The 23,019-nt window shown below is 76.0% G+C and carries 22 protein-coding genes; 17 read left to right on the plus strand and 5 right to left on the minus strand.

Annotation, left to right across the window (positions count from 1 at the left end; genetic code table 11):
* The first annotated feature begins 198 nt into the window (after positions 1-198).
* Positions 199-783 (plus strand): GNAT family N-acetyltransferase, encoded by a 585-nt coding sequence (locus E9529_RS16190; RefSeq protein ID WP_236832244.1) that lies wholly within the window; start codon positions 199-201, stop codon positions 781-783.
* Here E9529_RS16190 and E9529_RS16195 read toward each other — a convergent pair.
* The 3 genes from E9529_RS16195 to E9529_RS16205 form a co-directional block, all read right to left on the minus strand.
* On the minus strand, positions 780-1,898 hold the full coding sequence (locus E9529_RS16195) for a uroporphyrinogen-III synthase (RefSeq protein ID WP_236832246.1): 1,119 nt from the start codon (positions 1,896-1,898) through the stop codon (positions 780-782). The two genes, E9529_RS16190 and E9529_RS16195, sit on opposite strands and share 4 nt — an antisense overlap.
* Before the next feature lie 94 nt (positions 1,899-1,992).
* A complete protein-coding gene (locus E9529_RS16200; RefSeq protein WP_236832247.1) occupies positions 1,993-2,553 on the minus strand; it encodes a uridine kinase in 561 nt (186 codons plus the stop codon).
* Positions 2,532-3,581, minus strand: a complete 1,050-nt coding sequence (locus E9529_RS16205) for an MBL fold metallo-hydrolase (protein ID WP_236832249.1) — start codon at positions 3,579-3,581, stop codon at positions 2,532-2,534. The genes E9529_RS16200 and E9529_RS16205 overlap by 22 nt, the downstream gene beginning before the upstream one ends.
* A gap of 52 nt (positions 3,582-3,633) precedes the next feature.
* Here E9529_RS16205 and E9529_RS16210 point away from each other — a divergent pair, with 52 nt between their 5' ends.
* The 6 genes from E9529_RS16210 (at position 3,634) to E9529_RS16235 (ending at position 7,603) form a co-directional block, all read left to right on the plus strand.
* Positions 3,634-4,125 (plus strand): PH domain-containing protein, encoded by a 492-nt coding sequence (locus E9529_RS16210; protein ID WP_236832251.1) that lies wholly within the window; start codon positions 3,634-3,636, stop codon positions 4,123-4,125.
* 423 nt (positions 4,126-4,548) lie between these two features.
* Positions 4,549-5,109 carry a translation initiation factor IF-3 gene (infC, locus tag E9529_RS16215; RefSeq protein ID WP_374201362.1) on the plus strand — a complete coding sequence of 187 codons (561 nt, stop codon included), beginning with the start codon at positions 4,549-4,551 and terminating at the stop codon, positions 5,107-5,109.
* A gap of 145 nt (positions 5,110-5,254) precedes the next feature.
* Positions 5,255-5,449 (plus strand): 50S ribosomal protein L35, encoded by a 195-nt coding sequence (gene rpmI, locus E9529_RS16220; RefSeq protein ID WP_236827604.1) that lies wholly within the window; start codon positions 5,255-5,257, stop codon positions 5,447-5,449.
* Positions 5,450-5,490: 41 nt separating this feature from the next.
* Complete coding sequence (gene rplT, locus E9529_RS16225) at positions 5,491-5,880, plus strand: 50S ribosomal protein L20 (protein ID WP_236832253.1); 390 nt, start codon at positions 5,491-5,493, stop codon at positions 5,878-5,880.
* 145 nt (positions 5,881-6,025) lie between these two features.
* On the plus strand, positions 6,026-6,817 hold the full coding sequence (locus E9529_RS16230) for an RNA methyltransferase (protein ID WP_236832255.1): 792 nt from the start codon (positions 6,026-6,028) through the stop codon (positions 6,815-6,817).
* A 126-nt stretch (positions 6,818-6,943) separates the two neighbouring features.
* Entirely contained in the window at positions 6,944-7,603 is a 660-nt protein-coding gene (locus tag E9529_RS16235) for a TetR/AcrR family transcriptional regulator (RefSeq protein WP_236832257.1), read from the plus strand.
* Between the two features lie 16 nt (positions 7,604-7,619).
* Here the strand turns inward: E9529_RS16235 and E9529_RS22450 are convergent, their stop codons facing one another.
* Complete coding sequence (locus tag E9529_RS22450; RefSeq protein WP_308195297.1) at positions 7,620-9,872, minus strand: EAL domain-containing protein; 2,253 nt, start codon at positions 9,870-9,872, stop codon at positions 7,620-7,622.
* Positions 9,873-10,168: 296 nt separating this feature from the next.
* Here E9529_RS22450 and pheS point away from each other — a divergent pair, with 296 nt between their 5' ends.
* The 4 genes from pheS to E9529_RS16265 all read left to right on the plus strand — a co-directional run bounded on the left by pheS (position 10,169) and on the right by E9529_RS16265 (position 16,129).
* The gene (gene pheS, locus E9529_RS16250; RefSeq protein ID WP_236832258.1) at positions 10,169-11,236 is read left to right on the plus strand and encodes a phenylalanine--tRNA ligase subunit alpha; all 1,068 of its coding nucleotides are present in this window, start codon (positions 10,169-10,171) and stop codon (positions 11,234-11,236) included.
* Positions 11,233-13,695, plus strand: a complete 2,463-nt coding sequence (gene pheT / locus E9529_RS16255; protein ID WP_236832260.1) for a phenylalanine--tRNA ligase subunit beta — start codon at positions 11,233-11,235, stop codon at positions 13,693-13,695. The genes pheS and pheT overlap by 4 nt, the downstream gene beginning before the upstream one ends.
* On the plus strand, positions 13,688-14,491 hold the full coding sequence (locus tag E9529_RS16260; RefSeq protein WP_236832262.1) for an SDR family NAD(P)-dependent oxidoreductase: 804 nt from the start codon (positions 13,688-13,690) through the stop codon (positions 14,489-14,491). Before pheT ends, E9529_RS16260 begins: the two co-directional genes overlap by 8 nt.
* 225 nt (positions 14,492-14,716) lie before the next feature.
* Positions 14,717-16,129, plus strand: coding sequence for an MFS transporter (locus E9529_RS16265; RefSeq protein WP_236832263.1), 1,413 nt, complete (start codon positions 14,717-14,719; stop codon positions 16,127-16,129).
* On the opposite strand, the gene E9529_RS16270 is transcribed toward E9529_RS16265, so the two are convergent.
* Positions 16,099-16,947 (minus strand): tryptophan 2,3-dioxygenase, encoded by an 849-nt coding sequence (locus tag E9529_RS16270; protein ID WP_236832265.1) that lies wholly within the window; start codon positions 16,945-16,947, stop codon positions 16,099-16,101. The genes E9529_RS16265 and E9529_RS16270 overlap by 31 nt on opposite strands.
* 137 nt (positions 16,948-17,084) lie before the next feature.
* Here E9529_RS16270 and argC point away from each other — a divergent pair, with 137 nt between their 5' ends.
* The 6 genes from argC to E9529_RS16300 all read left to right on the plus strand — a co-directional run.
* On the plus strand, positions 17,085-18,125 hold the full coding sequence (gene argC, locus E9529_RS16275; protein WP_236832267.1) for an N-acetyl-gamma-glutamyl-phosphate reductase: 1,041 nt from the start codon (positions 17,085-17,087) through the stop codon (positions 18,123-18,125).
* Complete coding sequence (argJ, locus tag E9529_RS16280) at positions 18,122-19,273, plus strand: bifunctional glutamate N-acetyltransferase/amino-acid acetyltransferase ArgJ (protein ID WP_236832268.1); 1,152 nt, start codon at positions 18,122-18,124, stop codon at positions 19,271-19,273. The genes argC and argJ overlap by 4 nt, the downstream gene beginning before the upstream one ends.
* On the plus strand, positions 19,270-20,274 hold the full coding sequence (gene argB, locus E9529_RS16285) for an acetylglutamate kinase (protein WP_236832270.1): 1,005 nt from the start codon (positions 19,270-19,272) through the stop codon (positions 20,272-20,274). The genes argJ and argB overlap by 4 nt, the downstream gene beginning before the upstream one ends.
* Positions 20,271-21,461 carry an acetylornithine transaminase gene (locus E9529_RS16290; protein ID WP_236832272.1) on the plus strand — a complete coding sequence of 397 codons (1,191 nt, stop codon included), beginning with the start codon at positions 20,271-20,273 and terminating at the stop codon, positions 21,459-21,461. The genes argB and E9529_RS16290 overlap by 4 nt, the downstream gene beginning before the upstream one ends.
* Positions 21,458-22,405: an ornithine carbamoyltransferase gene (gene argF / locus E9529_RS16295; RefSeq protein ID WP_236832273.1), complete on the plus strand. Its 948-nt coding sequence runs from the start codon at positions 21,458-21,460 to the stop codon at positions 22,403-22,405. The genes E9529_RS16290 and argF overlap by 4 nt, the downstream gene beginning before the upstream one ends.
* 58 nt (positions 22,406-22,463) lie before the next feature.
* Positions 22,464-23,019 (plus strand): arginine repressor (locus E9529_RS16300; protein WP_236832275.1); only part of this gene is annotated, 556 nt, incomplete at its 3' end.

A 23,019-nucleotide genomic window follows, 5' to 3' on the forward strand; every position in this document is an offset into this window, starting at 1 on the left:
CGGTGGGGGTGGTGGTCATGGGCGCATCCCTCGCACTCCGGGGCCGCCCGGGCGGGTGGCTCCTGTGCCGCCCGACGCTAGGAACGGGCCGTTTCCGGGCCGCCGCGCCCGTGTGACCTCCCGCGAACGACCTCCTCACCCCCGGCGCGGGCGGGCCGTGAGGCGCGATCCGTCGGTGCCCGGTGCCACGATCCGGCCATGGCGATCGAGGTGCGGCCGGCGAGGAGCTTCCCCGACGTGGCGGCGGTCCTGGGCCCGAAGCGGCCGGACGCGAACGTCTGCTGGTGCCTGAGCTACCGGCTGACGACGTCGAAGGAGAACCGGGAGCTCGTGGGCCCGGCGCGCGGCGAGCGGGTGCGGCGGCTGGTGGCCGAGGAGCCGCCACCCGGGGTGCTGGCCTACGACGGCGAGGAGGTCGTCGGCTGGGCGGCGGTGCACCCGCGGGCGGACACCAGCTTTGCCCGCAACCGGAGGATCCCGCGGGTGGACGACCTCGACGTCTGGTCGCTGTGGTGCGTCCGGGTCCGCCCCGGCCACCGGGGGCAGGGCATCGCCCACCACCTGGTCGCCGGCGCCGTGGAGTTCGCCCGGGCGCACGGGGCGCCGGCGGTCGAGGCCTACCCGGTGGACAACGACGGCCGGAAGGTCGACCTGACCATGGCCTACGTCGGCACGCGGGCGCTCTTCGAGCGGGCAGGCTTCCGCAAGGTGGCCGACACCGGTTCGGTGCTCAACGGCTTCCCGCGGGTCCTCCTGCGGCGCGACCTCCGGGCGGAGCGCTAGACCGCGAGCCGGTAACCCCGCTTGACGACCGTCTCCACCAGCGGCGCCCCGAGCGCCGCGCGCAGCCGGGTCACCGCCATCTCTACCGCGTGACCGTCCCCGCCGCCGGGCAGCGCGGCCACCAGGTCGGCGCGGGCGACGACGTGGCCGGGCCGGCGGGCCAGCTCCCGCAGCACCGCGAGCGGGCCCGGCGGCAGCTCGACCAGCCGGCCGTCGACGACGGCGGCGTGGCCGCGCACCTGCAGCGTGTGCGCCCCCACCGCCAGCACCGGGTCGCGCTCGGGGAGGCGCGCGACCACCTCGCGGGCGAGCGCGCCCAGGCGCGCGCGGGTGGGCTGGAAGGAGCTGATGCCCGCGGCGTCCAGGGGCCCCGCCGTCACCGGGCCGACCGCGATCGCCTGCACCCGGTCGCCGAAGGCGGCCACCACCGCCTCCCGCTGCCCGGCCTCCTCGGCGACTCGCAGCAGGCTCGCCGCGGCGGGCGCGCTGGTGAAGGTGACCGCGTCGACCGTGCCGGCCACGATGCTCGCCACGAGGCGCCGCACCGGCGTGACGTCCTCGGGCAGCACCCAGCGGTACACCGGGACGGTGAGCACCTCGGCGCCGGTCGCGCGCAGGCCCGAGACCAGGTCCGGCAACGGGTCGCCGTGCAGCTGGACGGCGATCCGCCGACCGGCCAGCGGGCCCTCGGCGCCGGACAGCAGGTGCTCGAGGACCTCGGCGGAGGACTCCGATTCCGGCGACCAGGCGTCCACCAGCCCGCCGCCGCGGATCGCCCCCCGCGCCTTGGGCCCGCGGGCCAGCACCCGGGCGCCGGAGAGGTGGGCGACCAGCGGGAGGTCCCAGGCGTCGGCGGCCTCGAGCCAGCCGCGGAAGCCGACCCCGGTCGTGGCGATCACCAGGTCCACCGGGGCGGCGAGCACCCGGCGGGTGGCCGCCACCAGCTCGGCGTCGTCGGCCAGCGGGACGATGCGGATCGCCGGCGCGTGGACGACGCGGGCGCCGCGGCGGTCCAGCAGCGCCCCGAGCTCCTCCTTGCGGCGCGCCGCGGTCACCGCGACGGTGTAGCCGGCCAGCGGCAGGTCGGCCGGTTGCTCCCCGGCTGTCTCGGTCACGTGTCCCCCTCGCGTGCGGTCGGGTCCCATGGTCGCCGCCCGGCGTTACCGGTGTGTGTCGCCGGGGCGTGCCGAGGCGAGGAGGTGACGCGGGTCACCGGCCACCGTCGACCACCACGTCGGCCCGGGCGCGGGTCCCCTCGGCCGCGAAGTGCGCCGCCTCGGTGCGCTGCCAGCGGTGCCACTCGCCGGCCAGGTGCGCGCCGTCCCGCGCCAGGCCCCGCGCCAGCCGGACGGCGGGTTCGGCCTCGACCCAGATCCGCAGGCTCGCCCGGGCGTCGACCGCGCGCGAGCCGCTGCCGCACCCCTCCACGACCAGAACGCCGGGCACGGGTACCGGGGTCGGGTCGGCCGCGAACCGCCCCCGGTGCCAGTCGTAGCGGTGGTAGCCCCCCGGGCGCCCCTCGGCCAGGGGGCGCAGCACCCCGGCCGCCAGCCGGGCCACCGCGCCGGTCAGGGTCCAGCCGGCGTAGAGGTCGTCCATGTGCACGACGGCGACGTCGGGCAGGACGGCGGCCAGCCCGTCCGCGAGCGTGGTCTTGCCCGACCCGGCCGGGCCGTCGACCCGGACCAGCCGCGTGCCGCCGAGCAGCGCGGGAGCCGCGAGCAGCCGGTCGGCCAGCGCGGCGGTGGTCAGCGGGGGCGCAGCGTCCACGTCGGCACCGCCCCGCCGTCGCCGACCACCAGCCCCCGGCTGGCCAGCAGCCGCAGGTGCGCGTCGGTCTCGGTCACCGCGAAGATCCGCATCCGCCGCGCGTACTGGTCCCACGGCCGCGACCACGTCAGGTGTGCCGCGAGATCCCACGGCGTCGAGCCGGGGTGCTCGGCGATGGCGGTCAGCAGCTCGGTCAGCCGCCGCTCGTGGTGCGCGGTCAGCGCGTCGGCGCGCTCGGCCAGCCCGCGGAAGCGCCACTCGTGCCCGGGCAGCACCTCGCTCGCGTGCAGGTCGCGGACGGCGGCGAGGGAGTCGAGGTAGTCGCGCAGCGGGTCCGGGGAGCCGCCGGACGTGCTCGAGACGTTCGGGCTGATCCGCGGCAGCACGTGGTCGCCCGAGAAGAGCAGCCGGGTGCGCTCCTCGGCGAAGCAGAGGTGCCCGGGCGTGTGCCCCGGCGTGTGGACGGCGCGCAGCTCCCAGCCCGGGAACGCGGCGCGGTCGCCGTCCTCGAGCAGGCGATCCGGCACGGCCATGCGGTGGAAGCCGGACAGGTTCTCCGCCCCGCCGACGTCGGCCAGCGCCTCCTCGCCGGGCGCGCCCAGCCCGACGAGGAACGCCACCTCGGCGTCGACGGCGGCCTGCGCCTCGGTGGCGGTCAGCCGGCGGACCGCGTCGGCGTCGGCCGGGTGCATGGCCACCCACGCGCCGCTGGCCTCCCGCACGCGGGCCGCCAGCCCGAGGTGGTCGAAGTGCAGGTGCGTGACGAGGATCCCGCGGACGTCGGCGATCGAGCCGCCGACGGAGGCGAGCCCCTCGGTCAGCGCCGACCAGCCGGCCTCGCTCTCCCACCCGGTGTCGAGCAGACCCAGGCCGCCGCCGGCCAGGGCGAAGAGGTAGACGTTCACGTAGCGCAGCGGGTTGTGCGGGATCGGGACCGGCACCGACCACAGATCGGTGCGCAGCTGCTCGACCGGCGGGAGGCTGCGCTGCTCCCACGCCGTGCGCTGGGCGGTACCGGTGATCTCCACGACGCCGCACTCTGCCAGCCGGGTGGGGTGCGCCGGCTGTCACCATGGGGGCGTGAGCGGTTCCCACGCCCCCCTGCCCGCCGTCTCGGCCGTCCCGCACCGGTTGCGGCTGCTGCTCGCCGTGGTGGCGGGCGTGCTCGCCGTCGTGGGCGTGCTGGTCGCGCTCACCCTGCCCTCGACCGAGAACAGCGTGGTCGCCTACGGGCCGGTCGACCAGATCGCGATCGCCGGCCTCGGCCTGGCGCTGGCGGCAGGGGTGCTGCTCCTGGGGCGGTCACGGGTCGACGCCGATGAGCACGGGATCCGCGTCCGCAACCTCGCCGTCCACCACCAGCTGCCGTGGACGGCGGTGCGGGCGGTGCGGTTCGAGCGGAGGTCGGCCTGGGGGTCGCTGGCCCTCGAGAACGGCGACGAGGTCTCGATCCACGCGCTGCAGGCCGCCGACGGCGAGCGCGCCGTCCGGGCCGTCGAGGGGCTCCGCGCCCTGCACGCCGCCGCCCGGGCGAAGGACCCGGTCCGGCCGCCGCTGCTCTACGACGATTGAAGGACCCCGTCATCCTCACCCCTCGCTCCGCTCGGGGCGAGCCTCGGGACGGGGGCGTTCCGGCACCTCGCCACGGGGCCGTTCCGGCACGTCACGAGGGGGGAATGACCGCGGGCGGCGGGACGCTGTAGCATGGGCGAGCCTCCCCGCTACATGAGGCGCGCGAACCACCAGCGGCCCTGCCCCGGGCCGCTATCCAAGAGGAGCCCGCTCCCACCTGACGCCGTCGAGGCGCCCAGGTCCCGGATCGCGAGAACCGGCCACCGGTCGGTGATCGCGTGCGCACGGCCCGCACGGGTCGTGGGCCACCGGCGAGTGGGCCCCGTGAGCAGATGCTCGCGGGGCCTTTTCCCGTCGGCGCCCGGGTGGGCCAGCGACTCCTCCCACGCAGCAGCGTAAGGAGAGGCCATCACCGAGCCCCGCATCAACGACCGCATCCGTGTCCCCGAGGTCCGCCTGGTCGGGCCGGAGGGCGAGCAGGTCGGCATCGTGTCGATCGGCGAGGCGCTGCGCCTGGCACAGGACTCCGAGCTCGACCTGGTCGAGGTCGCTCCCATGGCCCGGCCGCCCGTCGCCAAGCTCATGGACTACGGGAAGTTCAAGTACGAGTCCGCCCAGAAGGCCCGCGAGGCCCGGCGGAACCAGGCGCTCACCGTCATCAAGGAGATGCGGCTGCGCCTGAAGATCGACCCGCACGACTACGAGACCAAGAAGGGCCACGTCGAGCGCTTCCTCAAGGGCGGCGACAAGGTCAAGATCACCGTGATGTTCCGTGGCCGCGAGCAGTCGCGCCCGGAGATGGGCTACCGCCTCCTGCAGCGGCTGGCCGCCGACGTCAGCGAGCTGGGCGTCGTCGAGTCCAACCCGAAGCAGGACGGTCGGAACATGGTCATGGTGATCGCCCCGCACAAGGGCGCGCAGACCGCGCAGGAGAAGCGCCGGCCCAAGGGCGACCAGGCCGAGGAGCAGGCGCCGAGCGCCTGACGCAGGACCCTCCCGCCTCCCGCCGCGAGCAGGCTCGCGGCGGGACCGCGCAGGGGGGCGGAGAGCAGCACCACCGAAGACGGCCGGTGCGTGCGGCAGCGGGCGCTGCCGCGCGCCCCGACACCAGACGACAGGGACCGAGGACATGCCGAAGCAGAAGACCCACAAGGGCACCGCCAAGCGGGTGCGCATCACGGGCACCGGGAAGCTCATGCGCGAGCAGGCGAACAACCAGCACAAGTTCGAGCACAAGTCCGGGACCCGCAAGCGCCGGCTGGACCAGGACCAGGTCGTCTCCCCGGCCGACGCCAAGAACCTGAAGAAGCTGCTGGGCCTCTGAGCGCCCCTCCCACCGACCTTTAGAAAGACAGGAGCACTCACGTGGCACGCGTGAAGCGGGCGGTCAACGCCCAGAAGAAGCGCCGGACGACCCTCGAGGCCGCCAGCGGCTACCGCGGTCAGCGGTCGCGGCTGTACCGCAAGGCCAAGGAGCAGATCCTCCACTCGGCGACCTACAGCTACCGCGACCGCAAGGCGCGCAAGGGCGACTTCCGCAAGCTGTGGATCACCCGGATCAACGCCGCGGCCCGCCTCAACGACATGACCTACAACCGGTTCATGCAGGGGCTGAAGCTCGCCGAGATCGAGCTGGACCGCCGCGTCCTCGCCGAGCTCGCCGTCAACGAGCCCGCCGCCTTCGCCGCCCTGGTGGAGACCGCCAAGGCCGCGCTCGCCGCGAACCCCGAGGCGACGGGCAAGCAGGCCGCCTGATCGAGGTAGAAGGACCCTCCTGCCCCCCACCGCTCGCAGGCTCGCGGTGGGCCCCTGCAGGAGGGCCGCCCGACGCCGTCGGTGACCGGCCCCTCGGGGCCGGCGCCGGCGGCGTCGGCGTCTGCACGACCACGGAGGAGACCGCGTGACCGAGCTGCTCACCGAGCGCTCCGCGAGGATCGTCGCGGCCCGCAAGCTCACCCGCCGCGCCGGCCGGGACGCCGCCGGGCTGTTCCTCGCCGAGGGGCGGCAGGCCGTCGCCGAGGCGCTGGCCGACCCCGCCGGGGTGCGCGAGGTCTTCGCCACCCCGGAAGCGGCGAGCGCGCACGCCGACCTGCTGGGAGCCGCCCAGGTGCCGGTGCGGCTGGTCACCGGCAAGGCGGCCGCCGGGCTGTCCGAGACGGTCACGCCGCAGGGGCTGGTCGCCGTCTGCGCGCTGCGCGACGTCCCCGCGGCCACGCTGACCGCGGCGCCGCCTCGGCTCGCCGTCGCCCTCGCGGAGCTGGCCGATCCTGGCAACGCCGGCACCGTGCTGCGCACGGCGGACGCCTGCGGGGCCGGAGCGGTCGTCTTCGGTGCGGGCTCCGCCGATCCCTACGGCGGGAAGGCCGTGCGGTCCAGCGCCGGGAGCCTGTTCCACGTCGACGTCGTCCGCGGCGCACCGCTGGGCATCCTGCTGCCGGAGCTCCGCGCGGCCGGGGTGACCGTGCTGGCGGCCGACGGCGGGGGAGAGGTGGAGCTGCCGGCGCTCGTGGACCAGGGGCGGCTGACCGGTCCGGTGCTGTGGCTGTTCGGCAACGAGGCCCGCGGCGTGCCGCCCGAGCTCGCGGCGCTCGCCGATGCACGGGTGCGCATCCCGATGCGGGGGCGCGCGGAGAGCCTCAACCTCGCCGCCGCCGCCGCGATCTGCCTCTACACCACCCAGCTCGCCGGGTAGGCGGTCCTCCCGCCGCGCGGCCGGCGGCCGCTTCCGTGGTCCTCCGGCGGCCCGGACGGGAGGATGGGGCGCAGAGGCGGGCTCCCGGGACGACGACCAGGGCCGCGACGGGAGGTAGCTGTCACCGTGGACGACACGCAGCAGGTCGCCGATGCGCCGGCGGTCGCACCGACGGACGGTCGCCGGTCGCGGTGGACCGAGCACCGGCGGGCGCGCCGGGAGGACCTGGTCGGGGCGGCCGTCGAGGCCGTGCGCCTGGCGGGGCCCGACTTCTCCGTGGACGACGTCGCGCGCAGCGCCGGCGTCTCCAAGACCGTCATCTACCGCTACTTCAGCGACAAGGACGAGCTGATCGACGCCGTCCTCGAGCGCATCTCGCAGGCGATCCTCCTGCCCCGGCTGCTGGGCGAGCTGGCCGCCGACCGCGCCGACGGCCGCGCGCAGCTCCGGGCGGTCATCGCCGCCTTCGTGTCGCTGATCGAGGACGAGCCGGCCCTCTACCGCTTCGCCTACGCGCAGGCCGGCCGCGCCGGCCGGGCTGACCTCGTCGCCGCGACCGAGCACGCCGTCGCCACGGCGCTCGGTGGGCTGCTGGCCGCCCGGCTGACCGACGCCGGCCGCCCGGCCGACGGGGCGATGACCTGGGCCTACGGCATCGTGGGCATGGTGCAGCTGGCGGCGCACTGGTGGTCGGGGGACCGGAGGGTCCCCGCCGCCGAGCTGGTCGACCAGCTGACCGAGCTGGCCGACGGCGGCCTGGGCCGGCTGCTGCCGCCGCGGGGCTGACCGGGGGCGGCCGGCCTCAGCTGGGCGAGACTGGCAGCCGGCCGGCCGCGCGCTCGGCGACCGCCAGCAGCCCGGCGACGTCGTCCCCGTCGGCGGGGAAGCAGGCGGCGCCGGTGCTGACCTCGGTGACGACGGGGGCGCCGGCGAGCAGCACGGGACCGCGCGCGGCCTCCGCCAGCTCGGTCCGCACCCGGTCGGCCTCGCGGCCCGCGCTGCCGGCCGCCAGCCCCGGCAGGACGACGACGAACGAGTCGCGGGCCCAGCGGGCCACCAGGTCGCCTCGCCGCAGCCGGGCGCGGAGACGCTGGCCGGTGGCCGCGAGCAGCTGCTCCGCGGCGGTCGACCCGTAGCGCTCCTCGATCGAGGCGAAGCCGTCGACGGCGACCACGACCAGCGCCACGGCGTCGCCGGCGCACCGCGCGTTCCACAGCGCGGTCTCGGTCTGCTCCTCGACGTGCCGGCGGGTGGGCAGCCCGGTGATCGGGTCGGTGACCGACAGCTCTTCGATCCGGGCCAGGTACCCGCGCGTGCGGTCGCGCTCCTGCTCCAGCGCCCGCTGCGCCAGCACCTGCTCGGTGACGTCCACCTGGACGCCGATGTACTGGACGACGGTCCCGGTCGCGTCGGTCACGGGCGCCAGGTGCAGCTCGTTGTACCAGGGCGTGCGCTCGGGGCCGCGGTGGTTCAGCAGCACCTCGCGGCACTCCTCCCCGGCGGCGACGGCGGCGCGGATCCGCGCCAGGGCGCCCGGGTCGGTGTCCGACCCCTGCAGGAACCGGCAGTTGCGGCCCAGCAGCTCCTCGGCCGGCACGCCGGCGAGCCGGGCGAAGGCCGGGTTGACGTAGACCAGCGGCTGGTCGGGGAGACGCACGTCGACCAGGCAGACGCCGCTGGGCGTCGCCTCCAGGGCCCGGTGCACGAGCGCCGGGTCGCCGAGCAGCTGCTCGCCCAGGACCGCCGGGGCGGCGGCCGGGACGGGGGTCGGCGCCGCGTGCCGGGCCGACGCGGCTCCCTGGGCGCGCGGCACCACCCGGCCCAGCAGGCTGCGCGCCGCGCGGACGGCGACGTCGCGGTCGTAGGTCAGCGCGTACTCGAACTGCCGCTGCAGGTCCGGACCGGTCGTGCCGAGGTCGCGGGCGAGCAGGGACACGCTGAAGTGCGGGGCCAGGACGACGACGTCCCACTCGCCGCGCACCGGGTCCTCGAGCGCCAGGTCGGCGCCGCGCAGGCCCGGGAGCGGCTCGGAGGGGAGCCCTTCGCCGAGGGCGCACACGAAGCCGGTGCGCTCGACCAGGTCGCGGTAGCGCTGCGTCGTCGACGGCGTGAAGTGCCGCGCCTCCTGGAAGGTCGCGGTGACCACGCAGGTCTCGCCCAGCCGCAGCGCCTCCCGCTCCAGCTGCTTGCTCAGCTCGATCAGCAGCGCCTTCGGAGAGCGGCGCAGCGGCGTGCCGGGGGGCAGGCAGGCGAAGGGGGAGCCGGGCTCGATCCCGCCCGCGGCGTCCTCGACCGGCGGCGGCAGCGAGCCCAGCGGCCGGTCGCACGCGGGCTCCGGCGCGGGGCGGCCGAACAGCCAGCCCTGGCCGAGCGTGGCCCCCAGCGCCCGGGCCATGGCCAGGTGGGCGTCGTTCTCGATGCCCTCGGCGAGCACGGCCGCGCCCGTCGTCTGGGCGTAGGCGTTGACCGCGTTCATGATCTCCGCGATCGCCGGCCCGGGGCGCTCCTGCACCAGCCGCAGGTCGAGCTTGACCACGTCGGGGCGCAGGATCGGCATGAACGCCAGCGACATGGCGTCCGCGCCGACGTCGTCGAGGGCGACACCCCAGCCCAGCTCGCGGACCCGGGCCACGGTGCGCAGCAGCTCGGCCGGGCGGGTGGCCAGCGCCCGCTCGGTGATCTCCAGGACCACCCGCAGCCCACCCGGGGCCTCGGCGGCGATCGCCAGCAGCTCGTCCAGAGGAGCGGTGTCGAGGACCTCCGGCTCCACGTTGACGAAGAGGGCGAGGGGCGCGGGCAGCCCGTGCCGCGCCGCACCCGAGAAGGCGGCGACCCGGCAGGCGGCGTCCAGCTCGGCGAGCGCGCCGGCCTCGCGGGCCGCGGCGAAGAGCAGGTCGGGGCGCTGCAACGGGCCCTCGGGGCCGCGTGCCAGGGCCTCGTAGGCGACGACCGCACCGGTGTCGAGCTCCACGATGGGCTGGAAGACGCTGCGCACGCCGCCGGGGCGGAGGGCGGCGGCGAGGGCGGCGTCGGTGTCAGGGCGCGCAGGGCTCACGCCCGGGTGTTCGGCGCCGGGCGGCACCGGCCGGAGCCGGATCCGCGCGGCCTCCCCCGAACGGGTGGCCGGGGCGGCGAGCCGACGACCCCCGCCCACGACCGACGGCCCGGCCATGATCAGCGCACCTAATCATCGCGCGTCCTCCCTCGGCGTGGGCGGTGAGGGAGGACGCCGTGCGGTGGGGGAGGACGCCGGGCGCGGCGGTGCGGACCTGCCCGCCCACGGCGCCGTCGTCGTCCCCGCACCGGAACCCAGGCGCGCGCGGGGGCGGGCGCCGGGCAGAATGGCCTCCCGTGTCTGGCGCCAACGATCCCTACGACCCCAAGCAGGTCGCCGCCCTCTCGCCCGAGGCCCTCGACGAGGCCGTGCGCGCCGCGCTCGGGGCCTTCGCGGCGGCTGCGGACCTGGAGGCGCTGGCCGCCGTCCGCCCGGCGCACCTGGGCGACCGCGCCCCGGTGCTGCTGGCCCGGCGCGAGCTGGGCGCGCTGCCTCCGGCCGCCCGCAGCGACGCCGGCAAGCGGGTCAACGCGGCCCGGGTGGCGGTCACCGAGGCCTACGAGGCGCGGCGGGCCGAGCTCGAGGCCGAGCGCGACGCGCGGGTGCTCGCCGAGGAGCGGGTCGACGTCACGCTGCCGTGGGACCGCGCGCCCCGTGGGGCCAGGCACCCGCTGACCACGCTGGTCGACCGGATCGCCGACATCTTCGTCGGCATGGGCTACGAGGTCGCCGACGGCCCGGAGCTCGAGGCGGAGTGGCTGAACTTCGACGCGCTCAACTTCGGCCCCGACCACCCCGCCCGCTGGCTGTCGGACACGTTCTTCGTCGCGCCCGAGGACTCCGGCCTGGTGCTGCGCACCCACACCAGCCCGGTGCAGGCGCGCACGATGCTGGAGCGGCAGCCGCCCATCTACGTCGTCGCCCCGGGGCGGGTCTACCGCACCGACGAGCTCGACGCGACGCACCTGCCGGTCTTCCACCAGGTGGAGGGCCTGGCCGTCGACGAGGGGCTGACCATGGCGCACCTGCGCGGCACGCTGGACCACCTGGCCCGCCAGCTGTTCGGCCCCGACGCCCGCACCCGGTGGCGGCCGCACTTCTTCCCCTTCACCGAGCCCTCGGCGGAGTTCGACGTCTGGTTCCCCGAGCACCGCGACGGCCCGCAGTGGGTGGAGTGGGGCGGCTGCGGGATGGTGAACCCGCGGGTGCTGCGCGCCTGCGGCGTCGACCCCGACACCTACACCGGCTTCGCCTTCGGCATGGGCATCGAGCGGGCGCTGCAGTTCCGGTCGGCCGTCTCGGACATGCACGACATCGCCGAAGCGGACGTCCGCTTCACCAGCGTCTTCGGAGTTGAGCAGTGAAGGTCCCCGTCAGCTGGCTGTCCGAGCTCGTCGACCTCCCGGCCGGCACCACCGTCGAGCAGCTCGACGCCGCCTTCGTCCGGCTGGGCCTCGAGGTGGAGGACGTCGTCCGCCCGCCGGTGACCACCGGCCCGCTCGTGGTCGGGCGGGTGCTGGACATCGAGGAGCTCACCGGCTTCAAGAAGCCGATCCGCTACTGCCAGGTGGAGGTGGGCGAGGCCGAGCCGCGGGGGATCGTCTGCGGCGCCCGGAACTTCGCCGTCGGCGACCTCGTGGTGGCCGCGCTGCCCGGCGCCGTGCTGCCGGGCGACTTCGCCATCGCGGCGCGGAAGACCTACGACCACGTCTCCGACGGGATGATCTGCTCGGTCCGGGAGCTCGGCATCGGCGAGGACCACGCCGGCATCCTGGTGCTCGGGCAGGCCGGTTACGTGCCGGGTACCCCGGCCGCGGACGTCCTCGGTCTGGACGACGTCGTCTTCGACCTCGAGGTGACGCCGGACCGCGGCTACGCCATGTCGATGCGCGGCATCGCGCGCGACCTGGCCGGCGTGCTCGGCGTGACCTGGCGCGACCCGGCCGACCTCCCGCTGCCCGGCTGGGCCGGCACCCCCGCCTGGGAGGTCACCGTCGCCGACCCCGACCGCTGCGACCGGTTCTCCATGCTCGCCGTCGAGGAGCTCGACCCGGCCGCACCCAGCCCGTGGCCGCTGCGCCGCCGGCTGGCCCAGTGCGGCATCCGCAGCATCTCGCTCGCCGTCGACGTCACCAACTACGTGATGCTCGAGCTCGGCCAGCCGATGCACGCCTTCGACCGGGCCACCGTCAACGGGCCGATCACCGTCCGCCGGGCGACGGCGGGGGAGCGGCTCACCACGCTGGACGGCGCCGACCGCGCGCTCACCGACGACGACCTGCTCATCACCGACGGCTCGGGCCCCATCGGGCTGGCCGGCGTCATGGGCGGCGCGTCGACCGAGATCGGCGACACCACCCGCGCCGTGCTGCTGGAGGCCGCGCACTGGGAGCCCAACGGCATCTCCCGCGGCGTGCGGCGGCACCGGCTGCCCAGCGAGGCGGGCAAGCGCTTCGAGCGCGGCACCGACCCCGAGGTCACCGTCGTGGCGCTCGCCCGCGCCGCGGCGCTGCTCGCCGAGCACGGTGGCGCGCGGGTGGTCGGGGCACCGGTCGACGTCGACACGCGGGCTCCGCGAGCGGCCATCGCGCTGGACGCCGGGCTCCCCGGCCGGATCGCCGGCGTGCCCTACACCCGCGACCAGGTGCTCGAGGTGCTGACCGTGGTCGGCGCCGAGGTGGCCGGCGACGGCGACGCGCTGCGGGTGACCCCGCCGTCCTGGCGCGGCGACCTGCAGGAGCCGGCCGACCTGGTCGAGGAGGTCGTCCGGTTCCGCGGCTTCGACGAGATCCCCTCGATCCTGCCCACCGCCCCGCCCGGCGGCGGGCTCACCGAGCGGCAGCGCCGCCGCCGCAGCATCGGCCGGGCGCTGGCCGAGGCCGGCTACGTCGAGGCCCCTGCCTTCCCGTTCACCGGGACCGCCCAGCTCGACGCGCTCGGGCTCCCCGCCGACGACGACCGGCGCCGGGTGATCACCGTGCGCAACCCGCTGTCGGAGGAGGCCCCGGCGCTGCGCACCACGCTGCTGCCGGGCCTGCTGGCCGCCCTGGCCCGCAACCTGTCCCGCGGGCTGCGCGACGTCGCCCTCTTCGAGCACGGCTCGGTGTTCCCCGCCGGGGAGGGCGTGCGCGCGCCGCTGCCCGGGGCCGACCGCCGTCCCGACGACGAGACGCTCGCGGCGCTGCTGGGCGCGGTGCCGGCACAGCCGTGGCACGTCGCGGTGGCGCTCACCGGGCACCGCGAGCCCCGCGGCTGGTGGGGCCCGGGCCGCCCGGCCGCCTGGGCCGACGCCGTGCAGGCCGCCCGCCTGGTGGCCGCGGCCGCCGGCGCCGAGCTCACCGTCGAGCAGGCCGAGCGGGCCCCCTGGCACCCCGGCCGGTGCGCCGCGCTGCTGGTCGGTGACCGGGTGGTCGGGTACGCCGGGGAGCTGCACCCCAAGGTGTGCGAGGTGCTGGGCCTCCCCGCCCGCACCGCCGTGATGGAGCTCGACGCCGACGCGCTGCCGGAGCCGGTGGTGCCGCAGGCGCGCTCGATCTCCACCTTCCCGCCCGTGCGCATGGACCTCGCGCTGCTCGTCCCCGAGGACCAGCCGGAGGACCGCGTGCGCCGGGCACTTCGCGGCGGGGCGGGTGAACTGCTGGAGGACCTCCGGCTGTTCGACGTCTACACCGGCAGTTCGGTGCCCGAGGGGCAGAAGTCGCTGGCCTACTCGCTCACCTTCCGGGCGCCGGACCGGACGCTGACCAGCGAGGAGGCCCGCGTGGCGTTCGACGCCGCCGTGGCCGCCGCGGTCACCGCCAACGGCGCGCAGCTCCGTGCCTGAGCTCGAGGGGGTCGCCCTCGTCACGGGCGCCTCGACCGGCATCGGCCGGCACCTGGTCGAGGGGCTGGCCCGGCGGGGGATGGCCGTGGCCGGCCTGGCCCGCGGCGAGGAGCGGCTGCGCGCGGCGATGGCCGAGGCCGCCGAGGCCACCGGGGGCCGGACGCTGGCCGTCGCGGCCGACGTCACCGACCAGGCGTCGGTCGAGGCCGCGGTGGGCGAGGTGCGCGAGCAGCTCGGCCCGGTCGAGCTGCTGGTGAACAACGCCGGGCTGGTCGACGACGCCGAGGTGCCGCTCTGGGAGGCCGACCCCGACCAGTGGTGGGACGTCGTCACCAGCCACCTGCGGGGCAGCTTCCTGCTCAGCCGCGCCGTCGTCCCGTGGATGCTGCTGCGCAACCGCGGGCGGGTGGTCAACCTCGCCAGCGGCATGGGCACCCGCGCCAACCCCGACTACTCCGCCTACTCGGTGGCCAAGACCGGGCTGATGCGGATCACCGAGTCGCTCGCGCTGTCGCTGGAGGGCTCCGACGTCCGGGCCTTCGACGTGGCGCCCGGCGTCGTCGATACCCCGATGACCCGCTCGATGCGCATGTGGCAGGGCTTCGGCGACTGGACCCCGCCGGAGGAGGTCGTCGGGATCGTCGCCGCGATCGCCGGGGGCGAGCTGGACCAGTGGTCCGGCCGGTTCGTGCGCGCGGGCAAGGACGACCTCGCGACGCTGCGCTCGACGACCCCGGAGGGCACTGCCCGGCAGCTGCGCCTGCGCCCCTACGGCGAGAGTGACCCGCTGGCCTGACCGCCGTTCTCGCCGGGGCGCCGGTCCGTTGACCGCGCCGTACCGGCGTCCCGCGTGGGCTCCGGTCACCGGGCTGGGGATCGGCCTGGCCCTCCTGCTGCCCTCGCTGCTCCTGCTGGTCGCCGCGCTGGCCTCCTGGACGGCCCGGCGGGACCAGCCGCGGCCGCTGCGGGGCCGACCCGGTCCTCGCGGAACTGTCGGTCGTCCGGGGCACAGTTCCCGCCCGTGAGACCGCAGCCCCGCAGCGACGCGGCGCGCAGTCGGCCGCGCGGTGCCGTCGCCGCGCTGTGCCTGGTGCAGTTCGTCGACGTGCTCGGCGTCACCGTGGTGGTCACCGCGCTGCCGCCCATGCTGTCCGACGTCGGCGGCGGCCCGGCCGACAGCACGCTCGTCGCCACGGGTTACGCGATGTTCTTCGGCGGCCTGCTGATGTTCGGCGCCCGCCTCGGTGACCGCCTGGGCCACCGGCGCACCATCCTGGCGAGCCTCGCCCTCTTCGGGCTCGGTTCGCTGCTGGCCGCCGTGGCGGGCTCCGTGCCCGTGCTGACCGCGGGCCGCTGCGTCCAGGGCGCAGCCGCCGCCGCGGCGGTCCCGTCCGCCCTGAAGATCCTGACGACCGTCGCCGGGGACGACCGGGCCCGGGCGCGCGCCGTGGCGGCCTGGAGCGCCGCCGGTGCCGCCGCGGGCGCGTCCGGCTTCGTCGTGGGCGGCGTCGTCTCGGCGGTGACCACGTGGCGGGTCATCTTCTGGTGCCTGCTCGTCATGGCAGCCGCCCAGGCCGCGGTCATCGCCGCTCTCGTGCCGCGCGACGCCCGCTCGGCGGGACGGGCACGGCTCAACGCGGGTGGATCGGCCCTGCTCACGGCAGCGGTCATGCTCCTCGTGGTGGGGACGACGCTGCTCGGCGAGGAGGGCCGCCGGGTCCCCGGAGCGCTGCTCGCCGTCGCAGCCGTCGCTGCCGGTGGCTGCTTCGCGGCGGTCGACCGCCGGGCGGCCGCCCCGCTCCTCCCGGTGCCGCTGCTGCGCAGGGCCCAGGTGCGGCGCGGGACCACCGGCTCCTTCGTCAACACGGCCACCACGAGCGGGGTCGCCACGCTCATCACCCTGTACCTGCAGTCCACGCTGGGTCGCACGCCGCTGGAGGCCGCGGCCACGCTGCTGCCGCTGAGCCTCGCCGTGATCGCGGGCTCCGCCGTGGCCGCCCGGCTGGTCGTGCGCCGGTCCCGGGAGCAGGTCACCGCAGCCGGTCTGGCGCTCATCGGCACGGGCATCGCCGCGCCGCTGCTCGCCCCGGCCGCGCCCCCCCTCGTCGGGTTCGGCATGGCGGTGGCCGGGGTCGGTCTCGGTCTGGCGGCGGTCGCGACGACGTCGCTCGGCACCGACGTCCCCGAGGGCGCCCGCGCCACCGCATCCGGGGTGATCAACACCAGCGCCCAGCTCGGCACCGCGATCGGGACCGCGCTCGTGCTGCTGGTGGCCGCCGCGACGACGGGGGTGCCCGGGCCCGAGACGGGGGCGCCGGTGGTGGCTTGGGCGGTGACGGCGGTGCTCGCCCTCGTCGCCGCTGCGGCGTTCGGGCGGCTGCCCCGCCCGGCCGCCCGGCCGGGTCAGGCGCCGATCCCCGACCGGACCGTGTAGAGCTCGGGGAAGAAGGTGAGGTCCAGCGCGCGCCGGAGGAAGTCCACGCCCGAACTCCCTCCGGTGCCGGTGGCGAAGCCGATCGTCCGCTGCACGGTGCGCAGGTGGCGGAACCGCCAGAGCTGCACCCCGTCCTCCAGGTCGACGAGGTCCTCGCACGTGGCGTACTCGGCCCAGTGGGCCTCGGTGTCGCCGTAGATCGCCCGGTACACCGGCAGCAGCGCCGGGTCCTCGACCCACGCCTGCCGGACGTCGCGGTGCAGCACGGCGTCCGGCACCGGGTGCCCCCGCCGGGCGAGGAACCGCAGGAAGGCGTCGTAGACCGTCGGTTCGTCCAGCAGCCCGGCGAGCAGCTCCCGTGCGGCCGGCTCGGCGGCGAAGACGGCGAGCATGCGCTCGTTCTTGTTGCCGAGGAGGAACTCGACGGCGCGGTACTGGTAGGACTGGAATCCCGAGGAGTTGCCCAGCACGCCCCGGAACTGGGCGTACTCGCTCGGCGTCAGGGTCGCCAGCACCGACCACTGCTCGGTGATGGTGCGCAGGATGTGCTTGACCCGCGCCAGCCCCTTGCGTGCGTGCTGCACGTCGTCGCGGTCGAAGTACGCGCGCACCGCCCGCAGCTCGTGCAGCGCCAGCTTGAGCCACAGCTCGGTGGTCTGGTGCTGGATGATGAACAGCGGTTCGTCGTGGTGGTCGCTGATCGGGTGCTGGACCGACAGCAGCGTCTCCAGCCCGAGGTAGCCGCCGTAGCTCATCCGGGAGCTGAAGTCCGTGTGCACGCCCTCCTCGAGCGGGCGGGTCCCGTCCTCCGTCGCCATGCCGCGGCTCCTCACCGGCTCCGGTCGCGCCGTCGCCAGTCCTACCGCACGACCGGCGCGCGTGGGCCGTCCGCTGCGCGTCCATGGGCGGCAACCCGGTATGAACGTTCATGCATGTCCATGTATGGTCATTCATCGTGAGCACAGCGCAGACGTGGACGGTCGGGGTCACCGGCGCCACCGGGTACGCGGGAGGAGAGGTGTGCCGGCTGCTGGCCGGGCACCCGAACCTCCGGCTGGCCGGGGTGCACGCCAACTCGAGCGCCGGCCGACGCCTGGGCGAGCTCCAGCCCCACCTGATGCCGTTCGCGGAGATGACCGTGCAGGCCAGCGACGCGGCGAGCCTGGCCGGTTACGACGTCGTCGTGCTGGCGCTGCCGCACGGGGAGTCCGCCGCCATCGCCGACCAGCTGCCCGCCGAGACGCTCGTCATCGACTGCGGCGCCGACCACCGGCTGAACGACCCGGCCGCCTGGGCCCGCTGGTACGGCGGGGTGCACGCCGGCACCTGGCCCTACGGCCTGCCCGAGCTGCCCGGCCAGCGGGAGCAGCTCGCCGGTGCCACGCGGATCGCCGTCCCCGGCTGCTACCCGACCTCGGTGACCCTCGCGATGGCCCCGGCGCTGGCCGCCGGCCTGGTCGAGCCCGACGTCGTGGTGGTCGCCGCCAGCGGCACCAGCGGCGCGGGGAAGTCGCCCAAGGCCCACCTGCTGGGCAGCGAGGTCATGGGTGCCGCGAGCGCCTACGGCGTCGGTGGGGTGCACCGGCACACCCCGGAGATGGTCCAGGGGCTGTCCCAGGCCGCCGGCGCGCCGGTGGGGGTGAGCTTCACCCCGACGCTCGTGCCGATGAGCCGGGGCATCCTCGCCACCTGTTCGGCGCCGCTGCGGCCGGGGGTCGACGCCGAGGCCGCCCGCGCCGCGTACGCGCAGGCGTACGCCGACGAGCCCTTCCTGCACCTGCTGCCCGAGGGCCAGTGGCCCACGACCGCGCAGGTGCTCGGCGCGAACACCGTCGCGGTGCAGCTCGCCGTCGACCCGGACGCGAACCGGCTCGTCGTCGTCGCCGCCGTCGACAACCTCACCAAGGGCACCGGGGGAGCGGCGGTCCAGTGCGCCAACATCGCCCTCGGCCTGCCCGAGACCACCGGCCTCCCCCTGGTTGGAGTAGCACCGTGAGCGTCACCGCCCCGAAGGGCTTCAGCGCCGCCGGCGTCGCGGCCGGGCTCAAGTCCTCCGGCGCCCCCGACGTCGCCGTCGTCCTCAACACCGGCCCGGACGACGCCGCGGCCGCCGTCTTCACCACCAACCGCTTCCCGGCCGCGCCGGTGCAGTGGAGCCGCCAGGTGCTCGCCGGCCAGCGGGCACGCGCGGTCGTCCTCAACTCGGGCGGCGCCAACGCCTGCACCGGGCCCGAGGGCTTCCAGGACACGCACGCCACCGCCGAGCACGCCGCCGCGGAGCTCGGGCTCGGGGCGATCGACGTGGTCGTCGCGAGCACCGGGCTCATCGGCGTCCGGCTGCCCATGGACAAGCTCACCGCCGGGGTGAGCGCCGCCGCCCAGGCGCTGTCCGAGGACGGCGGCCCCGACGCCGCCCGGGCGATCATGACCACCGACAGCGTGCCCAAGACGACCGCGCAGCAGCGCGACGGCTGGTCGGTCGGTGGCATGGCCAAGGGCGCCGGCATGCTCGCGCCCAGCCTCGCCACGATGCTCGTCGTCCTCACCACCGACGCCGCCGCCGACCCCGACGTGCTGCAGCGGGCGCTGAAGGCGGCGACCGCGGTCAGCGTCGAGCGGGTCGACTCCGACGGCTGCCTGTCGACCAACGACACCGTGGTGGTGCTCGCCAACGGCGCGTCCGGCGTCACGCCGACCGAGGAGGAGCTCACCGCGGCGCTGAGCGCGGCGGCGACGGACCTGGCCATGCAACTGCTCGCCGACGCCGAGGGCTCGACCAAGGACATCGCCATCACCGTCCGCAACGCCGCCAGCGTCGAGGACGCCCTCACCGCCGGCCGGGCCTGCGCCCGCAACAACCTGCTCAAGACGGCGCTCTTCGGCAACGACCCCAACTGGGGCCGGGTGCTCGCCGCGATCGGCACCACCGACGCCGCCTTCGAGGCCGACCGGGTGGACGTGACCATCAACGGCGTCACCGTCTGCCGGGGCGGCTCGATCGGCGACCCCCGCGAGGGTGTCGACCTCACCGGCCGGCAGATCACCATCGACGTCGACCTGGCTGCCGGCGCCGAGCAGGCCACGATCTGGACCAACGACCTGTCCATCGCCTACGTGCACGAGAACTCGGCGTACTCCACATGAGCCAGCAGGACCCCACCCCGCCCGACGTCCGCATCGACGAGCCGGCGCCGCCGCCCAAGCTGCCCCGCCGGGTCGGCACCAGCCGGGTCATGCGCCGGCACGACCCCGAGGGCGACGCCGCCAAGGTCGCCGTCCTCACCGGCGCGCTGCCCTGGCTCAAGGAGTTCCACGGCAAGGTCGTCGTCGTCAAGTACGGCGGGCACGCCATGGTCGACGACGAGTGCCGGCGCGCGTTCGCCGACGACATGGTGTTCCTGCGGACCTGCGGCATCCTGCCCGTCGTCGTGCACGGCGGCGGCCCGCAGATCACCGAGATGCTCGGCCGGCTCGGCATCGCGAGCGAGTTCCGCGGCGGGCTGCGGGTGACCACGCCGGAGACGATCGACGTCGTCCGCATGGTGCTCACCGGCCAGGTCGGCCCCGACATCGTCGGGCTGATCAACCAGCACGGCCCCATGGCCGTGCACCTCTCCGGTGAGGACGGCGGCCTGCTGACCGCCCGGCGGACGACGGCGGTCGTGGACGGCGAGCCGGTCGACATCGGCCTGGTCGGCGACATCGCCGCCGTCGACCCCACCCCGGTCACCGCGCTGCTCGAGGCCGGGCACATCCCGGTCGTGGCGAGCGTGGCCCCGGACGCCGACGGCGTCGTGCACAACGTCAACGCCGACACCGCCGCCGCCGCGCTGGCCGCTGCGCTCGGCGCGGTGAAGCTGGTCGTGCTGACCGACGTGGAGGGCCTCTACGCCGACTGGCCCGACCGCGGCTCGCTGGTGCAGCAGATCGACGCCCGCGAGCTCGCCGAGATCCTGCCGTCGCTCGACGCCGGGATGATCCCGAAGATGGCCGCCTGCCTGCGGGCGGTCGAGGGCGGGGTGAAGCGGGCGACCGTCGTCGACGGCCGCACCCCGCACGCCCTGCTGCTGGAGACGTTCACCACCGAGGGCACCGGGACGATGGTCGTCCCGGCCCTGCCGACCGCGAGGGAGGGGTCAGCATGACGCACACGGAGGAGCTGGCCCGCCGCTGGTCGGCCGTGATGATGAACAACTACAAGGCCCCGCCGGTGGCGCTGGACTCCGGGTCCGGGGCGACGGTCACCGACGTCGACGGGCGGGAGTACACCGACCTGCTCGGCGGCATCGCGACCACCATCCTCGGCCACGCGCACCCCCGGGTGGTCGAGGCGATCACCACCCAGGCGGCGAAGCTCGGGCACGTCTCCAACCTGGCCATGCACGAGCCGGGCGTCCTGCTCGCCGAGCGGCTGCTGGAGCTGGCCGGGCGGCCCGGGCGGGTCTTCTTCTGCAACTCCGGCGCCGAGGCCAACGAGGCGGCGTTCAAGGTCAGCCGGCTGACCGGCCGCACCGGGGTGGTCACCGCCGAGGGCGCCTTCCACGGCCGGACGATGGGCGCGCTGGCGCTCACCGGCCAGCCGTCGAAGGCCGCGGCGTTCGCGCCCCTGCCCGGCGGGGTCTCCTACGTCCCGTACGGCGACCCCGGTGCCCTCCGCGCGGCGGTGTCGGCGGAGACGGCGATGGTGCTGCTCGAGCCGATGCTGGGGGAGGGCGGCGTGCTGCCCGCGCCGCCCGGCTACCTCCCGGCCGCGGCCGCCGCCGCGGCCGACGCCGGCGCGCTGTTCGCCGTCGACGAGGTGCAGACGGGCATCGGCCGCACCGGCTCGTGGTTCGCCCACCAGGCCGAGGGGTTGCACCCCGACGTCATCACCCTGGCCAAGGCGCTCGGCGGCGGGCTGCCGATCGGCGCGATGCTCGCCTTCGGCGACGCCGCGGAGCTGCTCACCGCCGGCTCGCACGGCTCCACCTTCGGCGGCAACCCGATCGCCGCGGCGGCCGCGCTCGCCGTGCTCGACACCATCCGCGACGAGGGCCTGCTGGAGCGCGCCAAGGAGCTCGAGCACCGGTTCACCGCCGGCATCGAGGCGCTCGGCCACGCCGGCATCAGCGGCGTCCGGGGGAGGGGCGCGCTGCTGGGCGTCGTCCTCACCGCCGACGCCGCCCCCGCGCTGGAGGCGCAGCTGCGCGCGGCCGGCTTCCTCACCAACGCGGTCGCCCCCGGCGTGCTCCGGCTCGCCCCGCCGCTGGTCCTCACCGACGCGCAGGTCGACGCCTTCGTCGCCGCCCTGCCCGCCGCTCTCGACACCGCTCTCCAGGAGACCCCCCAGTGACCCGGCACTTCCTCAAGGACGACGACCTCACCCCGGCCGAGCAGGCCGAGGTGCTCGCCCTCGCCGCCTCGCTCAAGGCCTCCCGGCACACCGACCAGGCGCCCACCCCGCTGCGCGCCGCCAACGGGGTGCCGCGGGCGGTCGCCGTGCTGTTCGACAAGCCCTCCACCCGCACCCGGGTGTCGTTCTCCGTGGGGGTCGCCGAGCTCGGCGGGTACCCGCTGGTCATCGACGCCGGCAGCAGCCAGCTGGGCCGCGGGGAGCCGATCGAGGACACCACCCGCGTGCTCGACCGGCAAACCGCCGCGATCGTGTGGCGCACCTTCGGCCAGGACCGCATCGAGGCGATGGCCGCCGTCAGCCGGGTGCCGGTGGTCAACGCGCTCACCGACACCTACCACCCGTGCCAGATCCTGGCCGATCTGCAGACGGTCATCGAGCGCAAGGGCTCGCTGGCCGGCCGGTCGATGACCTACCTCGGCGACGGCGCCAACAACATGGCGCACTCCTACCTGCTCGGGGGTGCGACGGCGGGCATGCACGTGCGGATCGGCTCGCCCGAGGCGTTCCGGCCCGACCCCGAGGTGCTGGAGCGGGCCGCGCGGATCGCAGCGGACACCGGCGGCTCGGTCGCCTGGACCGCCGACGCCGCGGCCGCCGCCGAGGGCGCCGACGTCCTGGTCACCGACACCTGGGTGTCGATGGGCCAGGAGGACGAGTACGACACCCGGATCGCGCCGTTCCTGCCCTACGCGGTGGACGACGCCGCCCTCGCCCGCGCCGCCGACGACGCCGTCGTCCTGCACTGCCTGCCGGCCTACCGCGGCAAGGAGATCGCCGCCGAGGTGATCGACGGGCCGCAGAGCGCGGTCTGGGACGAGGCGGAGAACCGGCTGCACGCGCAGAAGGCTCTCCTCGTCTGGCTCCTGGAGAAGAGCGCGTGACCGTCGCCGACCCGGCTCGCCGCCGCTCCGCAGGGCTCCGTCGACCCCGGGAGCGCGCATGACCGCTGCCCTCAACCGCTCGGCCCGCCAGGCCCGCATCCGCGAGCTCATCGAGGCCCGGTCGATCACCTCGCAGACCCAGCTGGCGGTGCTGCTGGCCGAGTCGGGCATCGAGGTCACCCAGGCGACCCTCTCGCGGGACCTGGAGGAGCTCGGTGCGGTGAAGCTGCGCGGCTCCGACGGCGCGCCGGCCTCCTACGTGCTGCCGCCGGAGAACGCGCCGCTGCGCCCGGCCCAGGCCGCGCCCGCCCGGCTCACCCGCCTGCTGGCCGACCTGCTCACCGCAGCCGAGGGCAGCGCCAACCTGGCCGTGCTCCGCACCCCGCCCGGGGCCGCCCAGTTCCTCGCCTCGGCGCTGGACAAGGTCGGCCTCCCCGACGTGCTGGGCACGATCGCGGGCGACGACACTCTCCTGGTGGTGTCCCGCGAACCCGACGGCGGCCCCGCGCTCGCGGAACGGCTGCGGGCCCTGGCCGCCCGGACCCCTGCGGTCTACCCCGAGCTGCACAGCGACCTGGCCGACGACGCCCCCGACCCCTCCGGAGGAACCACCC

Origin of the sequence: Blastococcus sp. KM273128 (genome assembly GCF_021698975.1) — a bacterium.
In the GTDB taxonomy this organism is placed as follows: Bacteria; Actinomycetota; Actinomycetes; order Mycobacteriales; family Geodermatophilaceae; genus Blastococcus.